We start from the raw sequence: 19,323 nt of genomic DNA, 5'->3' as shown, positions 1-19,323 counted from the left end.
GGTTCGAATCCAAGGGCGTGTTGACCTTTGGGGGAGGAAATTTGGCCGAGGGTGACGGCTACCAATCAAGGAGTTCGGTTGCAGGCATAGTGGTTCTACGTCCAAATCGAAGGACGCAGAGTGGTAGCCGTCAGTCCGGCCCCGAAGGGCGTCAACGCCCCCCCCCCCAATTATCCAATGTCACCCCGATTAAGAAAGCGTTGGCGCAAAGGACATCACCAAAGGCCAACACGGCCTACTGCCCAGCCATCTTTCAAAGAACCAGCCTTGTGCTGGTTTTTTTTGATCCCGGCGTCCGCTCCCAGGTCCAAACCCGGTAGCCCAGCCATCTTTCAAAGAACCAGCCTTGTGCTGGTTTTTTGATTCACGGCATCTACCCCAGGTTCGCGAATCCAAGGGCGTATTGACCTTTGGTGGTGGCAGGTTGGCCGAGGATGACGGCTACCAATCAAGGAGATCGGTTGCAGGCATAGTGGTTCTACGTCCAAATCGAAGGGCGTCAACGCCCCTCCCCTATCCAATATCATCCCGATGAAGAGAGCGTTGGCGCCAAGGCCAACACCATCTACTGCCCAGCCATCTTTCAAACCATCCGCCTTGTACTGGTTTTTGTTTCACGACACGTTCTGCCTGGATTCATACTTGAGAGCTGGCTGGCCTTTAATGCTGATAGCCGTATCAACGAGGCCGGAATAAGAAAGGGCCAGCATCGCTGACCCTGGCTGTGTCACCGCCGCGACGGTTTATCCGGAGCCGGCGCACCGGCAATGGCATACAACTGCTGGTAACGCTCACCGATGAGATTCAGTTGATACAAAATGAACGAGCCTCGATCGGCCTCACTGTCCTGAGTCAGCCGGTACATCGCCTGCCGGTTCGCTTCCAGCTCCGAAGACCAGTCTCCGCCCTTACCGGAAAACGCGCCTAATACCGCCTCAGAGGCATCCAGGAGTGTTTGTCTGACCAAGGCAGAGTGTTCGGCAGGCAGGTGCCGGCCTCGACGCGCAGCAGGCGCCAGTGCATTCAGGTGCGATTGAGTCTGCTTGTAGATTCGAATCAACTCGGCACTGTCACGGTGACGACTGTAATTGGGCTCCTGCTGCATCTGCTCAAAGCTGCTGGTCAGAGCCACCCCCAGTTCATAGGTAAAGCGCCGAGCCCGGGCCAGGGACACCGGGGTCACGTCTCGGCCACTGAAGGCATCCAGCACCAGTTTCAAATACCCATTGAGTTGCCCCACGGCTTGCTGCCGCAGTTGGGCCTGACGACCACCCTGCCACTGCGGCCACAGATAGCGATACCCCAGCAACACCAGCGAACAGCCCATCACGGTTTCCAATAACCTCAGAGGCATCACCGCCATCCCCTGGGCACCGATGTACTCAAACACCATGATCAGGATGACGGTCCCCAGCGTGCAGGAGTAGCCGTGATGCACCGGAATCAACGACAGGGTCGGCGGCACCAGCAGTAACCCCAGCAACAACGCCGCATTACCGGAGATGCCGGCCACAATCAGCAGCGCCGCCACCGCCAGCCCCACCAGTGTGCCCCAAATCCGTTGCCAGGCCCGGCGACGGGTATCCACAATGCCACCTCGCACTACCAGCAGCACGCTGAGCAGGGCCCAATAGCCCTTATCCCATTGCCACCACTGCACGATAGCCATGGTTACGGCCAACAAGATTCCCTGGCGCACCGCGCCGCGAAACACCGGCGACCGCCAACGAAAATGAAGCCGCCACTGGCGCCAATAATCCGGCCGATCATCCGGAGCAAACATTTTCCGTTGGTACAGCGGCGCTACCCGCTGCGCCAGTCGACTGATGCGCTGAACATTGGAAATGAAGTAGGGCGCTAGCTGGCTGAACTGGTGTTGCTGCAGCGGCTTCAAGGCTGCCACCAACGCCGCTTCGGCCGCCTCCAGACGCTCGTCGGCCTGCAGCGGCTGCAGCGTCATCAGGCCATCGGCGATGTGTCGCAGACGCTTGCTGGTTACCGCCACCCACAACCGGTAGCTGGGCAGCACATCTTCGACGTTAAACAGCTGCCGGCTAAGCTCTGGGTTGGGAATCGCCTGCAGCCTTTCCTGCAGATCGACTGCCGCCATAAACGCCTGATGCAGCTCGGGATTGAGTCGATTTCTGGATTTGGACACCCCCACATATCGGCGCACCAGTGCCAACTGCTCCGCCAACGGCAGATCAAATCGCTCCCCCAGCATAGGGTCTTCAATCCACTTCACCCGACTGGCCAGAATCACCGCCAGCCGCCGGTAACTCAGGGCCAGCGCCTGGCGCAGTGGATAATCGCCCTGCAGCCGGAACCACAGGTCGGAGAACAGCACCACCCACACGCAGTTAATCATTACCGCCAGGGCAAACAGCCACGGCGGCTCAATACCCACCGGCACCTGGGCCATGGCCGCCAGCACCAGCGCCGCCAACCCCAATCTTCCGGACAATTCATCCCAGGCCGCCAGGGAGCCAAACAGCACGCCCCCCACAAACAGCGCTGGAATCAGGCCCACGGGCCAATACAAGCCGATGCAGCCAAACACCAGCGCCGAGCCCCCAAGCAACGGAATCGACCAGCTCAGCCGATGCACCCAGTGAGCACTGGGTTGGTCGATGCCGGAGATAAACACCGCCGGAATCGCCAGCAATGACAATAAACCAAGTTGAAACCAATCCAGACACCAGGCCATCGCCAACCAGGCGGCCATAGCCAGGCTGACCCGCAACGCCAGGTTGACGTGGCCATTGAACCACCAACGACGAATGGCACTGCTCACGCTAGAGACCCATCGCGTATTTCATAACCTGATTTTTGATGGGGCCCGAATTCTGAGCCAAGGTCAGCCCCAGGTTGCGCAGCACCTTCAGTGGCATGTGATCATTGCTGAACATCAAGTAAAAGGCATCCATGGCAGATTGCATCGCCAGGTTATCCGGACGTCGGAACCGCTGATACCGGCCCAGTACCTTGCTGCTGTGCAGTGACTCGCCCCGTTGCAGGGCATCCGCCAGCACTTCCGCCAGCATGGCCACATCCTTAAAGCCCAGGTTGACGCCCTGCCCCGCCAGGGGATTAATGGTGTGAGCCGCATCCCCAAGCAGCACCACCCGATCTTTGTAATACTGTTTGGCGTGTTGGCGGGTCAGAGGGAAACTGGCAAAACGCTCAATCTCAAACTCCCCCAACCGCTCGGGAAAGGCTGCGACTATCGCCCGCTTCAGCTCCGGCAATGGCAACCGCTTCAACGACGCAATACGCTGTGGTGAGTCATACCAGACCAGGGAGGCATGCCGGCCGGACAAGGGCAACAATGCCCTGGGGCCGCTAGGAGTAAACTCCTGCCAAGTGCCGCTTTGCTGTGGCGCCTCGGTACGAATATTGATGGCCAGACAGTGCTGCCGATATTGCCAGCCGCTGACCCCAATGCCTGCCTGCTGACGCACCTGAGACTGAGCGCCATCGCACCCCAGCAGCAGTCGTCCCTGATAAAACTGACCATCGAGCTCGGCGTACGCGCCCTGCTGATCCTGCCAGTAGCGTTGGGGCCGGGCGCCGGTCATCAGTTCGATGCGCGGATGGCGCCGCAGCGTCTGCCACAGCGACAGCTGTAAGATTCGGTTCTCAACGATGTGCCCCAGGTGTGACAACTGCAGTTCAGCAGCGTCAAACACGATATTGGCCCCTTGCCATTCCCAGGTCTCGAGGGTGCGGTAAGGCGCGCTGCGCATCGACTCCACCCCCTGCCAGCCATCGAGCTCTCTCAGCAAGCGTTCGGACGCTTGGCTGATGGCACTGACCCGCAGATCCAGGGGCTGGGCTTCATCAAACTCCTCAGGGGCCTGGGCTTCAAACACCAATACCGTCAATCCCAGGTTCGCCAGCGCCAGGGCACTGGCCGCACCGACCATGCCCCCACCGGCGATCAGAATATCCACTTGCCGCATCTTTCTTCCCCGAATCAGAAACTGAATTAGGCCAATAATATCATGACCAAATCTTACCGGCTGTAACCGAATATGTGTTTGAGCCGCTTTTCACACACTCGCTTACACAGCCCCGCTGGCGAACGCTCAAAGCCACCTAGACTTAGCTCATCCACTGGTTAAGTCATCACCAAAAACAAAAGAGGTGTACCATGAACGTTGCCGCTGCCCTGTTGATTACCCTGCTGGCCCCGACCGCCGCCTTCGCAGCCACCGAGTCCGTCACTCGAGTGGACTACGCCCTCAACGTCTACGCCCCCAAGCTGCCCATGGTGACTCATACACAGTTGGAGATTGCCGCCGACTTGCGTCAGGACATTTTGCGTCAGTCCAACGAAGCTCTGGAGCAACAAGTTGAGCAGCAACAACGCCAGTTTGCTCAATCTGATGAAACGGTTATCTCACGGGCCAGCAGCCAGAGTGACCGCCAGAAAAGCCGTAATACCGCGTTATGATGGGAGTTTGCCTGTACATCAACTAGCCACAGCCGCGTTTCGGGTTTAGAATAGCCCGCTATTTTTTCTTTAGGCAACACGAGCGGCACTCTTTGATGAGCAAAAAACTGCACATTAAAACCTGGGGCTGTCAGATGAACGAGTACGACTCCGACAAGATGGCGGGTCTGCTGGAATCCTTTGGCAACTACTCCCTGACCGAAGACGCAGCCGAGGCCGATGTCCTCCTGCTGAACACCTGTTCCATCCGCGAAAAGGCACAGGAGAAGGTGTTTCACCAACTCGGGCGCTGGAGACCTCTGAAAGAGGCAAACCCTGAGCTGGTAATCGGCGTCGGTGGTTGTGTTGCTTCCCAGGAAGGCGACGCCATTCGCGAGCGCGCCCCCTTTGTCGACATCGTCTTTGGCCCGCAGACTCTGCATCGCCTGCCGGAGATGATCGGTCGCATTCAACAGGGTGAACACGGCGTGGTGGACATCTCCTTCCCCGAGATTGAGAAGTTCGACCGCCTGCCGGAGCCCCGGGCCGAAGGCGCCACCGCCTTTGTGTCCATCATGGAAGGCTGCAACAAGTACTGCAGCTTCTGTGTGGTGCCCTACACTCGAGGCGAAGAGGTCAGCCGGCCCCTGGGCGACATCCTGTACGAAATTGCCCAGCTGGCTGAGCAAGGGGTACGGGAGATCAACCTGCTGGGTCAGAACGTCAACGCCTATCGCGGCGAACAACACGACGGCGAGATCTGCAGTTTTGCCGACCTGTTGCGCTACGTGGCGTCCATCGACGGCATCGACCGCCTGCGCTACACCACCAGCCACCCGGTTGAGTTTACCCAGGACATCATCGATGCCTACGCCGACGTGCCGGAGCTGGTCGACTTCCTGCACCTGCCGGTGCAAAGTGGCTCCGACCGCATCCTGACCCATATGAAGCGCAACCACACGGCGCTGGAGTTCAAATCGATCATCCGCCGCCTGCGTAAGGTGCGTCCGGAGATTCATGTCAGCTCCGATTTCATCGTCGGCTTCCCCAACGAATCCGATGACGACTTCCAGCAGACCATGAACCTGATCCAGGAGATCAACTTCGACCAGAGCTTCTCCTTCATCTACAGCCCGCGCCCGGGAACCCCGGCGGCGGATCTGCCCGATGACGTCAGTGACGACACCAAGAAGCAACGTCTGTACATTCTGCAGGAGCGCATCAATCAGCAGGCAATGCAATACAGCCGTCGCATGCTGGGGTCGGTACAACGCATCCTGGTGGAAGGCACCTCCAAGAAGAACGTGATGGAGCTTCGGGGAAAAACCGAAAACAGCCGAACCGTGAACTTCGAAGGCGCCCCGGAGATGATTGGCAGCTTTGTGGATGTCGAGATCACCGAAGTCATGCCAAACTCATTACGTGGTATAGTGGTCAGAACAGAAGATCAGATGGATCTGCGCCGTGCGCTGCGTCCCGCTGAGATTCTTGCCAAGCGCCCCGCCGGCGAACCGGATGAGTTGGGCGTTGCCACTTTCCAGCCGTAATCGGAGACCGGCTTGAGCAACAAATTAGTCACCCATGATGTATACCTGGAGCCAGCCGACAGCGGTCGACTGGCTGCCCTCTGTGGCCCCTTTGACGACAACCTGAAGCAGATTGAACGCCGTCTTGGTGTTGAAATCAGCTATCGGAACAATCAGTTCCAGGTTGTTGGCCAACTGCAGTTTGTGCTTGGCACCATCGGCCTGCTTAAAGATCTGTACGTGGAAACGGCCCCGGTTAAAGGGACAATGCCGGATCTTGAACCGGATCAGGTCCATCTGGCCATTCAGGAGTTCGTCTCCCTGGAAGCCGAGCAGGACGACAGCGCCATGGGTAAGGAGGTCTTCTTTAAGACCAAGCGGGGCATCCTTAAGCCCCGTAATCCAAACCAGGCCCAATACATTCGCAACATCATCACCAATGACATCACCTTCGGTGTGGGTCCCGCCGGTACCGGTAAAACCTACCTGGCGGTGGCGGCGGCGGTGGACGCCCTGGAGCGCCAGGAGGTTCGGCGCATCCTGCTGACCCGTCCGGCGGTCGAAGCCGGCGAAAAGCTGGGCTTTTTGCCTGGCGATCTGGCCCAGAAGGTGGACCCCTACCTGCGGCCACTGTACGACGCCTTGTTTGAAATGCTGGGCTTCGAACGGGTCGAACGCCTGATCGAGCGCAATGTCATCGAAGTGGCACCGCTGGCCTACATGCGCGGTCGTACCCTCAACGATGCGTTCGTGATCCTCGATGAAAGCCAGAACACCACTACCGAACAGATGAAGATGTTTCTGACCCGAATCGGCTTTAACAGCCGGGCGGTGATCACCGGCGACATCACTCAGGTGGATCTGCCGCGCAACGTCAAATCCGGCCTGCGCCATGCCATCGAAGTGCTGCGGGACGTCGAGTCCATCAACTTCAACTTCTTCCAGAGTGGCGACGTGGTCCGCCACCCGGTGGTGGCACGCATCGTTGACGCCTACGAAAAACACGATCAGATTCAGCAGCGACAAAAGATCGAACAGGAAAAAGCCCGCAAACGTGAGGAGGCCAATGCCGATGGAACTGATTCTTGATCTGCAGCCTGCGGTAGATGGCTTTGAACTGCCGACAGAAGCACAGTTTCAACTGTGGGCTGAGGCGGCTCTGCAACAGCGGGAAATTGCCGAACTGAGCATTCGCCTGGTCAGTAGCGACGAAAGCCAGGAATTGAATCGCGATTATCGCGGTAAAGACAAACCCACCAATGTGCTGTCTTTCCCGTTTGAAGCACCACCGATGATCCCAACCGACCTGATCGGCGACTTGGTTATTTGTGCTGAAGTTGTTGAAAAAGAAGCAAAAGAGCAACAAAAGACCAGCTCCGACCATTGGGCGCACATGGTTGTACACGGATGCCTGCATCTGATAGGTTATGATCATATTGAGGACGAAGAAGCGGAACAAATGGAGGCACTGGAGCGTCAAATACTGGCGGGTCTGGGTATTGCCGATCCATACCGTGAACTGTAGTCCCCTCAATTTTTATACACAAACTAGGACACTATGAGCGAAGATAACCCTCCGTCGAGTCAAGGCTCTCCTAAAAAGAGCTGGCTGGATCGCATTTCACAGCTGTTTGGTGGTGAGCCACAAAACCGCAAAGACTTGGTTGATGTGATTCAGGACGCTGAAGAACGCGACCTCATCGACGAAGACACCAAAGACATGATTAAAGGCGTGTTGGAGGTGTCCGATTTACGGGTCAGGGACGTCATGATCCCTCGCTCGCAGATCATTGCCATCGAGAAAAACCAACCCGTCGACGGCTTCCTGTCCACCATCATCGAATCCGGTCACTCCCGGTTCCCGGTAGTCGACAAGGACAAAGACCACATCGAAGGGATCTTGCTGGCCAAGGATCTGCTGACCTTCGGCTTCACCGACCAGAATGAGCCAGTACAACTGGAACAAGTGATTCGCGCTGCGGTGGTGGTGCCTGAAAGCAAGCGGGTCGATGTCCTGCTAAAAGAGTTCCGCCAGAAGCGCTATCACATGGCCATCGTCGTCGACGAGTACGGCGGCGTCTCCGGGCTGGTCACCATCGAAGACATTCTCGAAGAGATCGTCGGCGACATCGGCGATGAGTTTGATATCGACGAAGCCAATCCGCTCAATATTCGAAAAGTGGGTAAGCAGGTGTGGTCGGTGGCCGCACTGACGCCGGTGGAAGAGTTCAATGACCACTTTGGCTGCGAGTTTTCCGATGACGAATTCGATACCATCGGCGGCATCGTTAGCCACGCGTTCAACCACCTGCCGGTTCGCGGTGAAAAAGTCATTCTCGATGGCTTTGAATTCAAAGTGGTGAATGCCGACACCCGACGGCTGCTGCAGTTGCAGGTTCGAACCGTCGACAACCAGGTAGTTCAGGGCGAATCCGCGGCCTGATGGAGACCCGTTTGTCTGTTCCGATTCAAATGATGCTGGCGCTGCTGTGTGGCGCCCTCACCCCTTTTGCCTTTGCTCCCTATGAATACAGCCTGGTATTACTGCCGGCGTTAATGGGGTTACTGTGGCTAACGGAACAGCGCTCTCCCCGCCAGGCTACCCTGCTCGGCTGGTGCTTCGGTTTCGGTCAGTTTGCCCACGGCATCGCCTGGGTCCACGTCAGCATCGACAGTTTTGGCGGCCTGCCACTGCCGGTGTCATTGTTGCTGATGGCCCTGCTAGCGGCCTATCTGGCCCTCTATCCCGCCCTGACTCTGGGTCTGCTCAACCGTTGGTGGCCGAACGCCGACGGCGGCCGGGTTCTGGCATTTCCGGCGCTGTGGCTGGTGGGGGAATGGCTGCGCGGCAAAGTACTGACCGGCTTCCCCTGGCTGTGGCTGGGGTACAGCCAGGTCGACGGCCCGCTGGCACCGCTGGCCAGCTCCTTCGGCGCCCTGGGCTTGGGACTGGTAATCGCCTTAGTGGCCGCCAGCTTACTGGCGTTGCTGCGCCGTCAGTGGTGGGCGCTACTGCCGCCAATCCTGACGGCTGTGGCGCTAGCCACTCTACCCGGCCTGAACACCACCAGTCGTTCCGGCGATGAGATCAGCGTCGCCCTGGTGCAGGGAAACATCCCTCAGAGTCTGAAATGGGAGCCGGACCAATTGTGGCCGACACTGCTGAAATATCAAGATCTCAGCCGTCCCTACATGGATGCCGACCTGGTGGTCTGGCCCGAGGCGGCGGTGCCGGCCCCGGAAGTCATGGTGGACGATTTTCTTAACAGCTTTGATCACGCCGCCGCCTTTCGCCAGACCCACGTCATCACCGGCATCATCAGTGCCAATACCGCCACTCGACAGTTTTACAACTCGCTGCTGGTATTGGGGGACGATCTGAGTCCGCATCGCTATCAGCCCACCGACAGCAACCGTTACCACAAGAGCCACCTGCTGCCCATCGGCGAATTTGTGCCCATGGAAGACCTGCTTCGCCCCATCGCACCACTGTTCAATCTGCCCATGTCTTCGTTTAACCGCGGTGATGCGGTGCAAACCAACCTCAATGCCGGCGGCGTCAATCTGGCTCCGGCCATCTGCTATGAAATCGCCTTCCCCGAGCTACTGCGGGCCAACATCACCGACAACACCGACCTGCTGTTAACCGTGTCAAACGACGCCTGGTTCGGGCACTCGGTCGGGCCTCTGCAGCACATGGAGATCGCCCGCATGCGCTCCATGGAGCTGGGCAAGCCATTGCTCAGAGTCACCAACAATGGCGTCACCGCCATCGTCGATGAAACCGGCAAGATGCAGGCTCAGTTGCCTCAGTTTAAAGAGGGTGTATTGCAGGGGACGGTCGCCCTGACGACGGGCACGACGCTGTTCAGCCGCTTTGGCCAGCAGTTGGCTTACCTGCTGGCACTGACTCTGCTGCTGATGGCCGCCGCCTGGCGACTCAGGGCGCGAGCATCTTACGGGAGAACAGCTGATGATCGCACTTAGGACAGGCCGGTAGCAGGTCCGGGTGGTTAAAGGTCATCTCATGGCCACACTTGTCGCACACCAGGATTCCCAACCCCACCACTTCACCACTCTCGTAGGTGCCGTGGTGCTTGAGGTCCTGGCCCAGTTCATGCCACTCCAACTGGCTCTTGTCGGTAATCTCCACCAACCATTGCCACAAGCTGTTTTCCAGCCCCAGAGTAAACAGACTGTCCGGTTGTTCCACCTCATCGGCGGCATGAAGGGCAAACTCGCCCAGATCGCGACGTAAAAACTGCTCCACCATCGCCAGTTCCGGCTCCGACAATCTCTGCTTCAACTGCAGGTAGGCACTGCTGTCCGCCAGCACCTGGCTGAGTTGCCCCAGGGTCAGATCCGGATCTTGCTGATACCGACGCTCCATCTCCTTAAGTAGAGACTCATACCGCTCAATCAATTGCCCTTGTTCTTGACGCATAGCCACCTCCGCAGCAGTCCACATCCGATAGAGAAATTCAGGTTCGGGTCTTACAGCTCGTACACAGACCTTTGATATCTTTGGTATATCACATTTTTCCAATTACGGATAACCCCGGCCGCAACCCGGGCGACCATGGCCAGCGTATCGCCCTTCGAGCCGGTGCATCAGCTCGGCTTACTCCGTGCGGTTGTGCATGGACAGCCACCAGTTAGAATTCGGCCACTGCGACGATTGGTATTAGGCCGCTCCTGCGTTATTCTATGCAGATCTTTATGAGCCATACTTGGCTCGAAATCAAAAAATCATTCGTGGATCCTGTCGTGTCGATGCAAGAGCAATACAACCCAAGCGATATCGAACCCAATGTGCAACGTCACTGGGCCGAAAACCAAACCTTCACCGCCGTCGAACAACCGGGCAAAGAAAAATTCTATTGCCTGTCGATGTTCCCCTACCCAAGTGGTCGCCTGCACATGGGCCACGTGCGCAACTACACCATCGGTGACGTGATCTCCCGCTACCAGCGGATGCAGGGCAAAAACGTCATGCAGCCTTTCGGGTGGGATGCCTTTGGCCTGCCAGCTGAAAATGCCGCGGTAAAGAACAAGGCGGCCCCGGCTCCTTGGACCTACGAAAACATCGACTACATGAAGCAGCAGCTGAACATTCTCGGCTTTGGCTTCGACTGGAGCCGTGAACTGGCCACCTGTAAGCCGGATTACTACCGCTGGGAGCAGTGGTTCTTCACCGAGCTGTACAAAAAAGGCCTGGTGTACAAGAAGACCAGCTCGGTCAACTGGTGTGACAACGACCAGACCGTACTGGCCAACGAGCAGGTGATCGACGGTTGCTGCTGGCGTTGTGATACGCCGGTAATTCAGAAAGAGATTCCACAGTGGTTTATTAAGACCACCGATTACGCCGACCAACTGCTGTCCGACCTGGAAGGCCTCGACGGCTGGCCTGAGATGGTGAAAACCATGCAGCGCAACTGGATTGGCCGCTCCGAAGGCGTCGAGATGACGTTCGATGTCGATGGCATGGACCAGCAGTTCACCATCTACACCACCCGTCCGGACACCGTCATGGGCGTCACCTACGTCGGTATTGCCGCCGGCCACCCTCTGGCAGCGATCGCGGCCGCCAACAACCCGGAACTGGCCGCCTTCATCGACGAGTGCAAGAACACCAAGGTTGCCGAAGCCGAGCTGGCCACCATGGAGAAGAAAGGCATGGCCACCGGCCTGTACGCCATTCATCCCCTCAACGGCAACAAGGTGCCGGTGTATGTCGCCAACTTCGTGCTGATGGACTACGGCACCGGTGCCGTCATGGCCGTACCCGCCCATGACCAGCGTGACTATGAGTTCGCCACCAAATACGGCCTGGAGATCAAAGGGGTAATTAAGCCCGCCGATGCCGACCTGGACATCAGCGAGCAGGCCTACACCGACAAAGGCATTCTGTTCAACTCCGGTGAGTTTGACGGCCTGGAGTTCGACGCCGCCCTGAACGCCATCGCCGCCAAGCTGGAAAGCCTGGGTCGCGGCGAAAAGACCGTCAACTTCCGTCTGCGCGACTGGGGCGTTTCCCGTCAGCGTTACTGGGGTGCGCCTATCCCGATGGCCACACTGGAGAACGGCGAGTCCGTGCCGGTAGACGCCGCGGACCTGCCGGTGATTCTGCCGGAAGACGTGGTCATGGACGGCGTGACCAGCCCGATAAAAGCGGACAAAGCCTGGCAGCAAACCACCGTTGGTGGTCAGGCCGCCACCCGCGAAACCGATACCTTTGACACCTTTATGGAGTCCTCCTGGTACTACGCCCGTTACACCAGCGTCGGCACCGACGACGCCATGCTGAATCCGGCCAAAGCCAACTACTGGCTGCCGGTGGATCAGTACATTGGTGGCATCGAACATGCGACCATGCACCTGCTGTACTTCCGCTTCTTCCACAAGTTGCTGCGTGACGCCGGCCTGGTCGACAGCGATGAGCCAGCCAAGCGCTTGCTGTGTCAGGGAATGGTACTGGCTGATGCCTTCTACTACACCGGCAGCAACGGCCAGCGGGTCTGGGTATCTCCCGCCGATGCCATCCTGGAAAAGGATGACAAAGGCCGGGTCATCAAAGCCACCGATAAAGAGGGCCGCGAACTGGTCCACTCCGGCATGACCAAGATGTCCAAGTCCAAAAACAACGGCATCGACCCACAGGAGATGGTGGACAAGTACGGTGCCGACACCGTGCGCCTGTTCATGATGTTTGCCGCCCCACCGGAAATGACTCTGGAATGGCAGGAGTCCGGCGTTGAAGGCGCCAACCGCTTCCTGAAGCGACTGTGGAAACTGGCCTTCGAGCACACCAGCCAGGGCGCAGCACCGCAACTGGATACCGCAGCACTGACCCCGGATCAGAAAGCACTGCGCCGTGACGTTCACAAGACCATCGCCAAGGTCGGCGATGACATTGGTCGCCGCCAAACCTTCAACACCGCCATTGCCGCGGTGATGGAGTTGATGAACAAGCTGTATAAGGCACCGAAACAGGACGACCAGGATCGCGCCCTGATGCAAGAAGCCCTGCTGGCCGTGGTGAAAATGCTGTCGCCCATCACCCCGCATATCGGCTTCCACCTGTGGAACGCCCTGGGCCAGGATGGGGACATCGATACCCAGCCTTGGCCACAAGCCGACGCCAGTGCCATGGTCGAAGAGGAGAAGCTGATCGTGGTGCAGGTGAACGGTAAGGTCCGCGCCCGTATTACGGTTGCCGCCGACGCCGAGCAGGAACAGGTTCAGCAACTGGCCCTGGGCGACGACAATGTCAGCAAGTTCACCGACGGCAAGACCCTTCGTAAAGTGATTTACGTACCGGGTAAGCTGCTCAATATCGTAGCAAACTAAGGAGAACGGGGTGCTCAGATCCTTTCTGACCGCTCTGCTGGCACTGACCATTCTGGTCAGTGCCGGTTGTGGCTTCCATCTGAAAAGTGACTACCTGATCCCGACGGAGCTGCGAAGCCTGCGTCTGGAAAGCTCCGACGATTATGGTGAATTGCATCGCCTGGTCAAAGAGCGGTTACGTCTGTCCAATATCGGCATCGTTCAGGAGCAGACCGCACCCCGCCTGTGGCTCGGCAACGACAACCTCGAGCGCTCGACCCTGTCGCTGTTTCCCTCGGGACAAGTGGCCGAATACGAACTGATCTACTCAGTGCGATTCAGCGTCACCCTCGAGGATCAGCCTCCACAGAGTTTTGATGTTGAAATTCGTCGTGACTACCTGGATGACCCCCGCACCGCGCTGGCCAAAAACCGCGAGCTCGACCTGCTGCTGCAGGAGATGCGTGCCCAGGCCGCCGATCAGGTTATCCGTACGCTCTCCACCATTAAGGTGCAGTAGATGCGAATTTTTGTCAGCCAGCTGAGCCAGCACCTGGCTCAGCTGCCTGCCGTTTTCATGGTCTTTGGCGATGACATTCTGTTGCGGGAAGAAGCCCGCGATGAGATCCGCCAGGCCGCCCGCCAGGCCGGCTTCGACGAACGCCTGTCTTTGGTGCAGGAATCCCCCTTCAACTGGAACGATCTGGCCCAGGAGTGTCAGTCGATGTCGCTGTTTTCCAGCCGTCGCCTGATTGAACTGGAGTTGCCCAACAGCAAGCCCGGCGCCGATGGCAGTGCGGTATTGTCCGAGCTTGCCGGTCAGTTGCAGGACACCATTTTGCTGCTCCACGGCCCCAAGCTGGCCAAGGAGCAAACCAACAGTAAGTGGTTCAAAACCCTGGACAGTCACGGGCTGTACGTTCAGGCACTGACGCCCGAAGGCCAGCACTACCTGAGATGGCTGCAACAACGCCTGCGCCATCATGGGGTCAATCTGCAACACGACGCCTTGCATCAATTTGCCGACCTGTTTGAGGGCAACCTACTGGCCGCCGATCAGGCCATGGCACAGTTGGCCCTGTTGGCCGGAAATCGCAGCGTCGGCGCTGACGCCCTGGGCAGACTGCTGCACAATCAATCTCGCTATACGGTATTTCAACTCACCGACGCCCTGTTGGCGGGTCAAAGCGATAAAGCGCTGACGGTGCTTAATCAGTTACGCCAGGAAGAGATCGCACCGGTCTTAATCAACTGGGCACTGGTGCGCGAGTTGCAGTTGCTGTGTCAACTGCAGCAAGGACAGCAACGGGGCAGCAACCTCAACGAACTGTTCAAACAGCAACGCATCTGGGCCAAGCGCCAGCCCCTGTACCGCAACTGCCTGCAGCGGCTGCCGCTTCCAAGACTGGGGCAACTGCTGGCCATCTGTGGCCAGCTGGAGCAACAGATCAAAGGCGACGGCGATGCCCCCTGGAGCGGCCTTGCCGAGTTGTGTCTGGGCTTCAACCCCCGTTACCCGCTGTTTCCTGCGCGATGAGCCTGACCGCGATCGGCCTGCTGGGCGGCACCTTTGACCCCATTCACAACGGTCACCTGACCATGGCCACCGACGCCCTGACGCAACTGCAGCTGGACGAAGTACGGCTACTGCCCAACCATCAGCCTCCCCATAAGGCCGCCACCGGCGCCAGCAGCGAACAGCGGCTGCAGATGGTCAAACTCGCTTGCGCCCCCCACCCGCAACTGAGCGTAGACGATCGTGAACTGCACCGGCGCCAGCCCTCCTACACCGTCGACACCCTGGAGTCATTACGACAGGATCACCCCGACGCCGCGCTGTGTTTCATTATCGGCATGGACTCCCTGAACAACTTTGCCCACTGGCACCGGCCCCAGCGTATCCTGGAGCTGGCCCACCTGGTGGTCTGTCGTCGTCATGACGTCGCTCTGGATCTGAGCCCCGCCGCTAAAGCACTGTTAACCGGGCGAATCACCGAAAATAATCAGTCGGTTAGGGACCAGTTACAGGGTCAGGTTGTGCTAACGACTCTGCAACCGCCCGCAGTCTCATCCACGGAGATTCGCCACAAACTGCAACAAGGACTGGCCGTCGACAGCCTATTGCCCGCTGCCGTGATCGATTTTATTCGGGCCCAGCGCCTCTATTTCCATGGAGTCGGTGGAAGCAGCAGGGTATAATGTCTGGCTTTGTGTCAAACCGAATTGGAGCCAGCAGTGACCCCTGTTGAACTGAAAGACTTTGTAGTAGAGAAAGCGGAAGAGCTGAAGTGTCGGGACCTGGTGGTTTTGGACATCAGTGACAAATCCACCATCGCCGATTTTATGGTGGTGTGCAGTGGTACCTCGAAGACCCACGTACGCGCCATTGCCGAAAACGTCGCCCTGGAAGCCAAGCGCATCGACCTGGCCCCTCTGGGCGTGGAAGGCAAAGAGTCCGGCGAATGGGTACTGGTGGATCTGGGTGACGTGATTCTGCATGCCATGCAGGAGCAAACCCGGGACTTCTACCAACTGGAGAAGCTGTGGTCCGCACACCCGGATCAGAAGTAATCCATGAAGATTAAGCTGATCGCCGTTGGCACCAAGATGCCAGCCTGGGTGCAGACCGGGTTTAGCGAGTATCAGCGCCGCTTTCCCCGTGACATGCCACTGGAGCTGATCGAGATTCCTGCCGGCAAGCGCGGAAAGAACGCCGACATCGCCCGTATCCTCGAAAAAGAGGGAGACGCGATGCTGGCAGCCTGTCAGGGGTGCAGAATCGTCACCCTGGACATTCCCGGCAAACCCTGGGATACCCCGATGCTGGCACAACAACTGGAGCGCTGGCAGATGGATGGTCGCGATGTGGCGATTCTGATTGGCGGACCGGAAGGGCTGGCCCCGGCCTGCAAACAGGCGGCGGAACAGAGCTGGTCGTTGTCCAATCTGACCTTGCCCCACCCTCTGGTTCGGGTCATTATGGCGGAAAGCCTGTATCGGGGCTGGAGCATCAACAACAACCACCCGTACCACAGAGAGTAATGCGTTTTTATCAACGTACCAAGATTCGCGACAATGCCGCCGAAACCGCCCTGTTTAAACGCCGGGCGGTGGCGTGCTTTGTCGGGGTAATCGCCCTCATCGGCGTACTGCTCAGTAACCTGTATGTCATTCAGGTCGTCGACCACAGCGAATACCAGACCCGCTCCAACGACAACCGCATTCGGGTTATTCCCATCGCCCCGAACCGGGGCCTTATCTTTGATCGGCATGGCACCCTGCTGGCGGAGAATCAGCCGGTCTATTCCCTGGAAGTGATTGCCGAACAGGCTCCTAACCTGAACCAAAGTCTGCAGTCATTGGCCCACCTGTATCAGATCCCTGAAGCCGAACAACAGGAGTTTCTGAAACGAGTTAAGGCCCAGAAACGCTTTAAGCCCACCACCTTGCTCAGCCAACTCAGCGAGGAACAAGTGGCGGAGTTCAGCGTCAATCAGCACCGCTATCCCGGCTTTCAGATCAGCGCCGGCCTGAAGCGCTACTACCCTTACAAGCAAACCCTGACCCATACCCTGGGTTACGTCGCTCGCATCAACCACAACGACGTTACCCGCTTGGATCAAGAGGGAAAATCGGCCATGTATGCCGCCACCAAAGACATTGGCAAACTGGGGATCGAGCGCTTCTATGAGGAACAACTGCACGGCCAGCCGGGCTTGCAGGAAGTGGAGGTCAACAGCCGTGGCCGCATTGTCCGTACTCTGAACACCACCGCGCCGTCGGCCGGTAAAGACCTGCAGTTGACCCTGGACTTATCGCTGCAACAAAAGGCAGAGCAACTGATGTCGGGCCATCGCGGCGCCTTGGTGGCCATCGATCCCCGCGATGGCGGCGTGCTGGCCATGGTGTCGAACCCCAGCTATGACCCCAACCTGTTTGTCCATGGCATCAGCGGCAAAGCCTACAGCGGTCTGCTCAACGACACCTCCCGCCCCCTGATCAACCGCGCCACTCAGGGACAGTACGCCCCCGCCTCCACCGTCAAGCCGATGCTGGCACTGGCGGGCCTGGAGGAGAAAAAGATCACCGAAAAGAGCCGCATCTGGGATCCCGGCTGGTGGCAAATCCCCGGCGTCGAGCGCAAATACCGTAACTGGAAGCGCTGGGGTCATGGCTGGGTGGACGTCTATGATGCTCTGATCAAGTCCAACGACACCTTCTTTTACGATCTGGCCTACAACATGGGCATCGATACCATCAGTCAGTACATGCTGCAGTTTGGCTTCGGCCAGTACTCCGGCATCGACCTGAAGGAGGAGTCGGCCGGGATCATGCCCTCTCGGGACTGGAAGCGGCTGCGCTACAAGGAGCCCTGGTACATCGGCGACACCATCTCGGTGGGCATTGGCCAGGGCTATTGGACCACCACCCCGCTGCAGCTCACCGAAGCGGTCACGGTGATGATCAACCGTGGCAAACACATCACGCCTCACCTGCTGAAATCCATGGGCAACGACGGCAACATGGACGCCATTCCCCTGTCCGAGCGCCCTCCGCTGGTACTGAGCAACGACAAGGCCTGGGACATCGTTCATAAGGCGATGATCAAAACCGCCAACAAACGGTTTGCCGACGCCTCATACACCGCCGCGATCAAAACCGGTACCGCCCAGGTATTCGGCCTGGCGGAAGACGCCAAGTATGAGAAAGACAAGATCGCCGAGCACCTGCGAGATAACGCCCTGATCGTCGGCTATGCCCCGGCAGAGAATCCCACCATCGCCCTGACGGTGGTGCTGGAGAACGCCGGTTGGGGTGGCGCCAACGCCGGCCCCATCGCCCGCGCCCTGCTGGACCATTACCTGGACCCGGCAGACTCCGATTCCGACCGCATAAAGACCGCCAGTAATCATGAATAAAGTACGCAAAGGGCCCAACATCTGGCTAAAGCTGCACATCGACCTGCCGTTGCTACTTGGCATTCTAGCGCTGATGGGCTTTGGCCTGATGGTGCTGTACGCCGCCAGCGGCCAAAGCGCCTTTATGCTGGAGAAGCAGCTGATTCGAATCGGTTTGTCATTGCTGGTGATGTTCGCCCTGGCCCAGATCAACCCGGAGGTATTCCGCCGCTGGGCGCTGCCGATCTTCATTGTCGGTATCATCCTGTTGATCGCAGTCGATCTGTTTGGTGAGGTCAACAAAGGTGCCCAGCGCTGGCTCAACCTGGGCTTTATGGAATTCCAGCCGTCGGAGCTGATGAAGCTGGCCTTTCCCATCACCATGGCCTGGTACATCAGCCGCTATCCTCTGCCCCCCAAAAAACGCTACCTGGCTGGTGGTGCCGCCATTTTGCTGCTACCGACCCTGCTGATCGCATCACAACCGGACCTGGGAACCTCGATCCTGGTGGCCGCCTCTGGTGTCTTTGTGCTGTTCCTGTCCGGCATGAGTTGGGCGGTCGTGGGGATGTGCATCGTCAGCGTACTGGCCTTTTTACCGGTACTCTGGTTCTACCTGATGAAAGACTACCAGCGCACTCGGGTTATGACCCTGCTGGATCCGGAAAAGGACCCGCTGGGGGCCGGCTATCACATCATTCAGTCAAAAATCGCCATCGGCTCCGGTGGCCTCAGCGGCAAAGGCTGGCTGGGTGGCACCCAGTCTCAGCTTCAGTTCCTGCCGGAGCGCCATACTGACTTCATCTTCGCCGTGCTGGGCGAGGAGTTCGGCCTGATCGGCGCCCTAATCCTGCTGGCACTGTATCTGTTTATCGTCGGTCGAGGCCTGGTCATCGCCTCACGGGCACAAACGCCGTTTGCCCGCCTGCTTGGCGGCAGCATCGTGCTGACGTTTTTTGTGTATGTATTTGTAAACATCGGCATGGTTTCCGGCATCCTGCCCGTGGTGGGCGTACCTTTGCCCTTGGTCTCCTATGGCGGCACCTCAATGCTGACATTGATGGCAGGATTTGGCATGCTGATGGCAATTCACACCCACCGGCGCTTTATCGGCCGCTAAAATGGATGACCA

17 protein-coding genes are annotated in these 19,323 nt (G+C 58.3%); 14 read left to right on the top strand and 3 right to left on the bottom strand.

The window, feature by feature from the left end:
* Positions 1–727: 727 nt before the first annotated feature.
* Together J8Z22_RS03620 and J8Z22_RS03615 are read right to left on the bottom strand one after the other, a co-directional pair.
* On the bottom strand, positions 728–2,794 hold the full coding sequence (locus tag J8Z22_RS03620; protein WP_252008797.1) for an FUSC family protein: 2,067 nt from the start codon (positions 2,792–2,794) through the stop codon (positions 728–730).
* 1 nt (position 2,795) lies between these two features.
* On the bottom strand, positions 2,796–3,962 hold the full coding sequence (locus tag J8Z22_RS03615; RefSeq protein WP_252008795.1) for an FAD-dependent monooxygenase: 1,167 nt from the start codon (positions 3,960–3,962) through the stop codon (positions 2,796–2,798).
* Between the two features lie 191 nt (positions 3,963–4,153).
* Here J8Z22_RS03615 and J8Z22_RS03610 point away from each other — a divergent pair, with 191 nt between their 5' ends.
* The 6 genes from J8Z22_RS03610 to lnt all read left to right on the top strand — a co-directional run bounded on the left by J8Z22_RS03610 (position 4,154) and on the right by lnt (position 9,948).
* Positions 4,154–4,456, top strand: coding sequence for a hypothetical protein (locus J8Z22_RS03610; protein WP_252008793.1), 303 nt, complete (start codon positions 4,154–4,156; stop codon positions 4,454–4,456).
* Between the two features lie 95 nt (positions 4,457–4,551).
* Positions 4,552–5,982: a tRNA (N6-isopentenyl adenosine(37)-C2)-methylthiotransferase MiaB gene (gene miaB / locus J8Z22_RS03605; RefSeq protein ID WP_252008792.1), complete on the top strand. Its 1,431-nt coding sequence runs from the start codon at positions 4,552–4,554 to the stop codon at positions 5,980–5,982.
* A gap of 12 nt (positions 5,983–5,994) precedes the next feature.
* Positions 5,995–7,050 carry a PhoH family protein gene (locus tag J8Z22_RS03600; RefSeq protein ID WP_028114120.1) on the top strand — a complete coding sequence of 352 codons (1,056 nt, stop codon included), beginning with the start codon at positions 5,995–5,997 and terminating at the stop codon, positions 7,048–7,050.
* Positions 7,028–7,486: an rRNA maturation RNase YbeY gene (ybeY, locus tag J8Z22_RS03595; RefSeq protein ID WP_252008790.1), complete on the top strand. Its 459-nt coding sequence runs from the start codon at positions 7,028–7,030 to the stop codon at positions 7,484–7,486. Before J8Z22_RS03600 ends, ybeY begins: the two co-directional genes overlap by 23 nt.
* A gap of 33 nt (positions 7,487–7,519) precedes the next feature.
* Entirely contained in the window at positions 7,520–8,404 is an 885-nt protein-coding gene (corC, locus tag J8Z22_RS03590) for a CNNM family magnesium/cobalt transport protein CorC (protein ID WP_028114122.1), read from the top strand.
* Positions 8,404–9,948 carry an apolipoprotein N-acyltransferase gene (gene lnt / locus J8Z22_RS03585; RefSeq protein ID WP_371878099.1) on the top strand — a complete coding sequence of 515 codons (1,545 nt, stop codon included), beginning with the start codon at positions 8,404–8,406 and terminating at the stop codon, positions 9,946–9,948. Before corC ends, lnt begins: the two co-directional genes overlap by 1 nt.
* Here lnt and J8Z22_RS03580 read toward each other — a convergent pair.
* A complete protein-coding gene (locus tag J8Z22_RS03580) occupies positions 9,902–10,405 on the bottom strand; it encodes a zinc ribbon-containing protein (protein ID WP_028114123.1) in 504 nt (167 codons plus the stop codon). The genes lnt and J8Z22_RS03580 overlap by 47 nt on opposite strands.
* A gap of 329 nt (positions 10,406–10,734) precedes the next feature.
* Here J8Z22_RS03580 and leuS point away from each other — a divergent pair, with 329 nt between their 5' ends.
* From leuS to rodA, 8 genes are read left to right on the top strand one after another with little or no spacing between them, the layout of a single operon-like run.
* Positions 10,735–13,314 carry a leucine--tRNA ligase gene (leuS, locus tag J8Z22_RS03575; RefSeq protein ID WP_252010445.1) on the top strand — a complete coding sequence of 860 codons (2,580 nt, stop codon included), beginning with the start codon at positions 10,735–10,737 and terminating at the stop codon, positions 13,312–13,314.
* Between the two features lie 10 nt (positions 13,315–13,324).
* On the top strand, positions 13,325–13,813 hold the full coding sequence (gene lptE, locus J8Z22_RS03570; RefSeq protein WP_035416078.1) for an LPS assembly lipoprotein LptE: 489 nt from the start codon (positions 13,325–13,327) through the stop codon (positions 13,811–13,813).
* Positions 13,814–14,830: a DNA polymerase III subunit delta gene (gene holA, locus J8Z22_RS03565; RefSeq protein WP_252008787.1), complete on the top strand. Its 1,017-nt coding sequence runs from the start codon at positions 13,814–13,816 to the stop codon at positions 14,828–14,830.
* Complete coding sequence (gene nadD / locus J8Z22_RS03560) at positions 14,827–15,492, top strand: nicotinate-nucleotide adenylyltransferase (protein WP_028114127.1); 666 nt, start codon at positions 14,827–14,829, stop codon at positions 15,490–15,492. The genes holA and nadD overlap by 4 nt, the downstream gene beginning before the upstream one ends.
* 36 nt (positions 15,493–15,528) lie before the next feature.
* Entirely contained in the window at positions 15,529–15,864 is a 336-nt protein-coding gene (gene rsfS, locus J8Z22_RS03555) for a ribosome silencing factor (RefSeq protein WP_028114128.1), read from the top strand.
* 3 nt (positions 15,865–15,867) lie between these two features.
* On the top strand, positions 15,868–16,335 hold the full coding sequence (rlmH, locus tag J8Z22_RS03550; RefSeq protein ID WP_028114129.1) for a 23S rRNA (pseudouridine(1915)-N(3))-methyltransferase RlmH: 468 nt from the start codon (positions 15,868–15,870) through the stop codon (positions 16,333–16,335).
* On the top strand, positions 16,335–18,212 hold the full coding sequence (gene mrdA, locus J8Z22_RS03545; RefSeq protein WP_035416080.1) for a penicillin-binding protein 2: 1,878 nt from the start codon (positions 16,335–16,337) through the stop codon (positions 18,210–18,212). Before rlmH ends, mrdA begins: the two co-directional genes overlap by 1 nt.
* The gene (gene rodA, locus J8Z22_RS03540) at positions 18,205–19,311 is read left to right on the top strand and encodes a rod shape-determining protein RodA (RefSeq protein WP_028114130.1); all 1,107 of its coding nucleotides are present in this window, start codon (positions 18,205–18,207) and stop codon (positions 19,309–19,311) included. Before mrdA ends, rodA begins: the two co-directional genes overlap by 8 nt.
* Positions 19,312–19,323 lie beyond the last annotated feature (12 nt).

This window comes from Ferrimonas sp. SCSIO 43195 (genome assembly GCF_023716685.1).
Taxonomy (GTDB): domain Bacteria; phylum Pseudomonadota; class Gammaproteobacteria; order Enterobacterales; family Shewanellaceae; genus Ferrimonas; species Ferrimonas kyonanensis.
This window is presented reverse-complemented; position numbering and strand designations above follow the sequence as displayed.

Excerpts from the sequence above, each read along its gene's own strand:
- mrdA (WP_035416080.1), top strand. The coding sequence starts at position 16,335 with ATGCGTTTTTATCAACGTACCAAGATTCGCGACAATGCCGCCGAAACC.
- J8Z22_RS03580 (WP_028114123.1), bottom strand. The coding sequence starts at position 10,405 with ATGCGTCAAGAACAAGGGCAATTGATTGAGCGGTATGAGTCTCTACTT.
- lnt (WP_371878099.1), top strand. The coding sequence starts at position 8,404 with ATGGAGACCCGTTTGTCTGTTCCGATTCAAATGATGCTGGCGCTGCTG.
- nadD (WP_028114127.1), top strand. The coding sequence starts at position 14,827 with ATGAGCCTGACCGCGATCGGCCTGCTGGGCGGCACCTTTGACCCCATT.
- J8Z22_RS03615 (WP_252008795.1), bottom strand. The coding sequence starts at position 3,962 with ATGCGGCAAGTGGATATTCTGATCGCCGGTGGGGGCATGGTCGGTGCG.
- holA (WP_252008787.1), top strand. The coding sequence starts at position 13,814 with ATGCGAATTTTTGTCAGCCAGCTGAGCCAGCACCTGGCTCAGCTGCCT.
- ybeY (WP_252008790.1), top strand. The coding sequence starts at position 7,028 with ATGCCGATGGAACTGATTCTTGATCTGCAGCCTGCGGTAGATGGCTTT.
- rodA (WP_028114130.1), top strand. The coding sequence starts at position 18,205 with ATGAATAAAGTACGCAAAGGGCCCAACATCTGGCTAAAGCTGCACATC.
- corC (WP_028114122.1), top strand. The coding sequence starts at position 7,520 with ATGAGCGAAGATAACCCTCCGTCGAGTCAAGGCTCTCCTAAAAAGAGC.
- leuS (WP_252010445.1), top strand. The coding sequence starts at position 10,735 with ATGCAAGAGCAATACAACCCAAGCGATATCGAACCCAATGTGCAACGT.
- miaB (WP_252008792.1), top strand. The coding sequence starts at position 4,552 with ATGAGCAAAAAACTGCACATTAAAACCTGGGGCTGTCAGATGAACGAG.
- rlmH (WP_028114129.1), top strand. The coding sequence starts at position 15,868 with ATGAAGATTAAGCTGATCGCCGTTGGCACCAAGATGCCAGCCTGGGTG.
- J8Z22_RS03610 (WP_252008793.1), top strand. The coding sequence starts at position 4,154 with ATGAACGTTGCCGCTGCCCTGTTGATTACCCTGCTGGCCCCGACCGCC.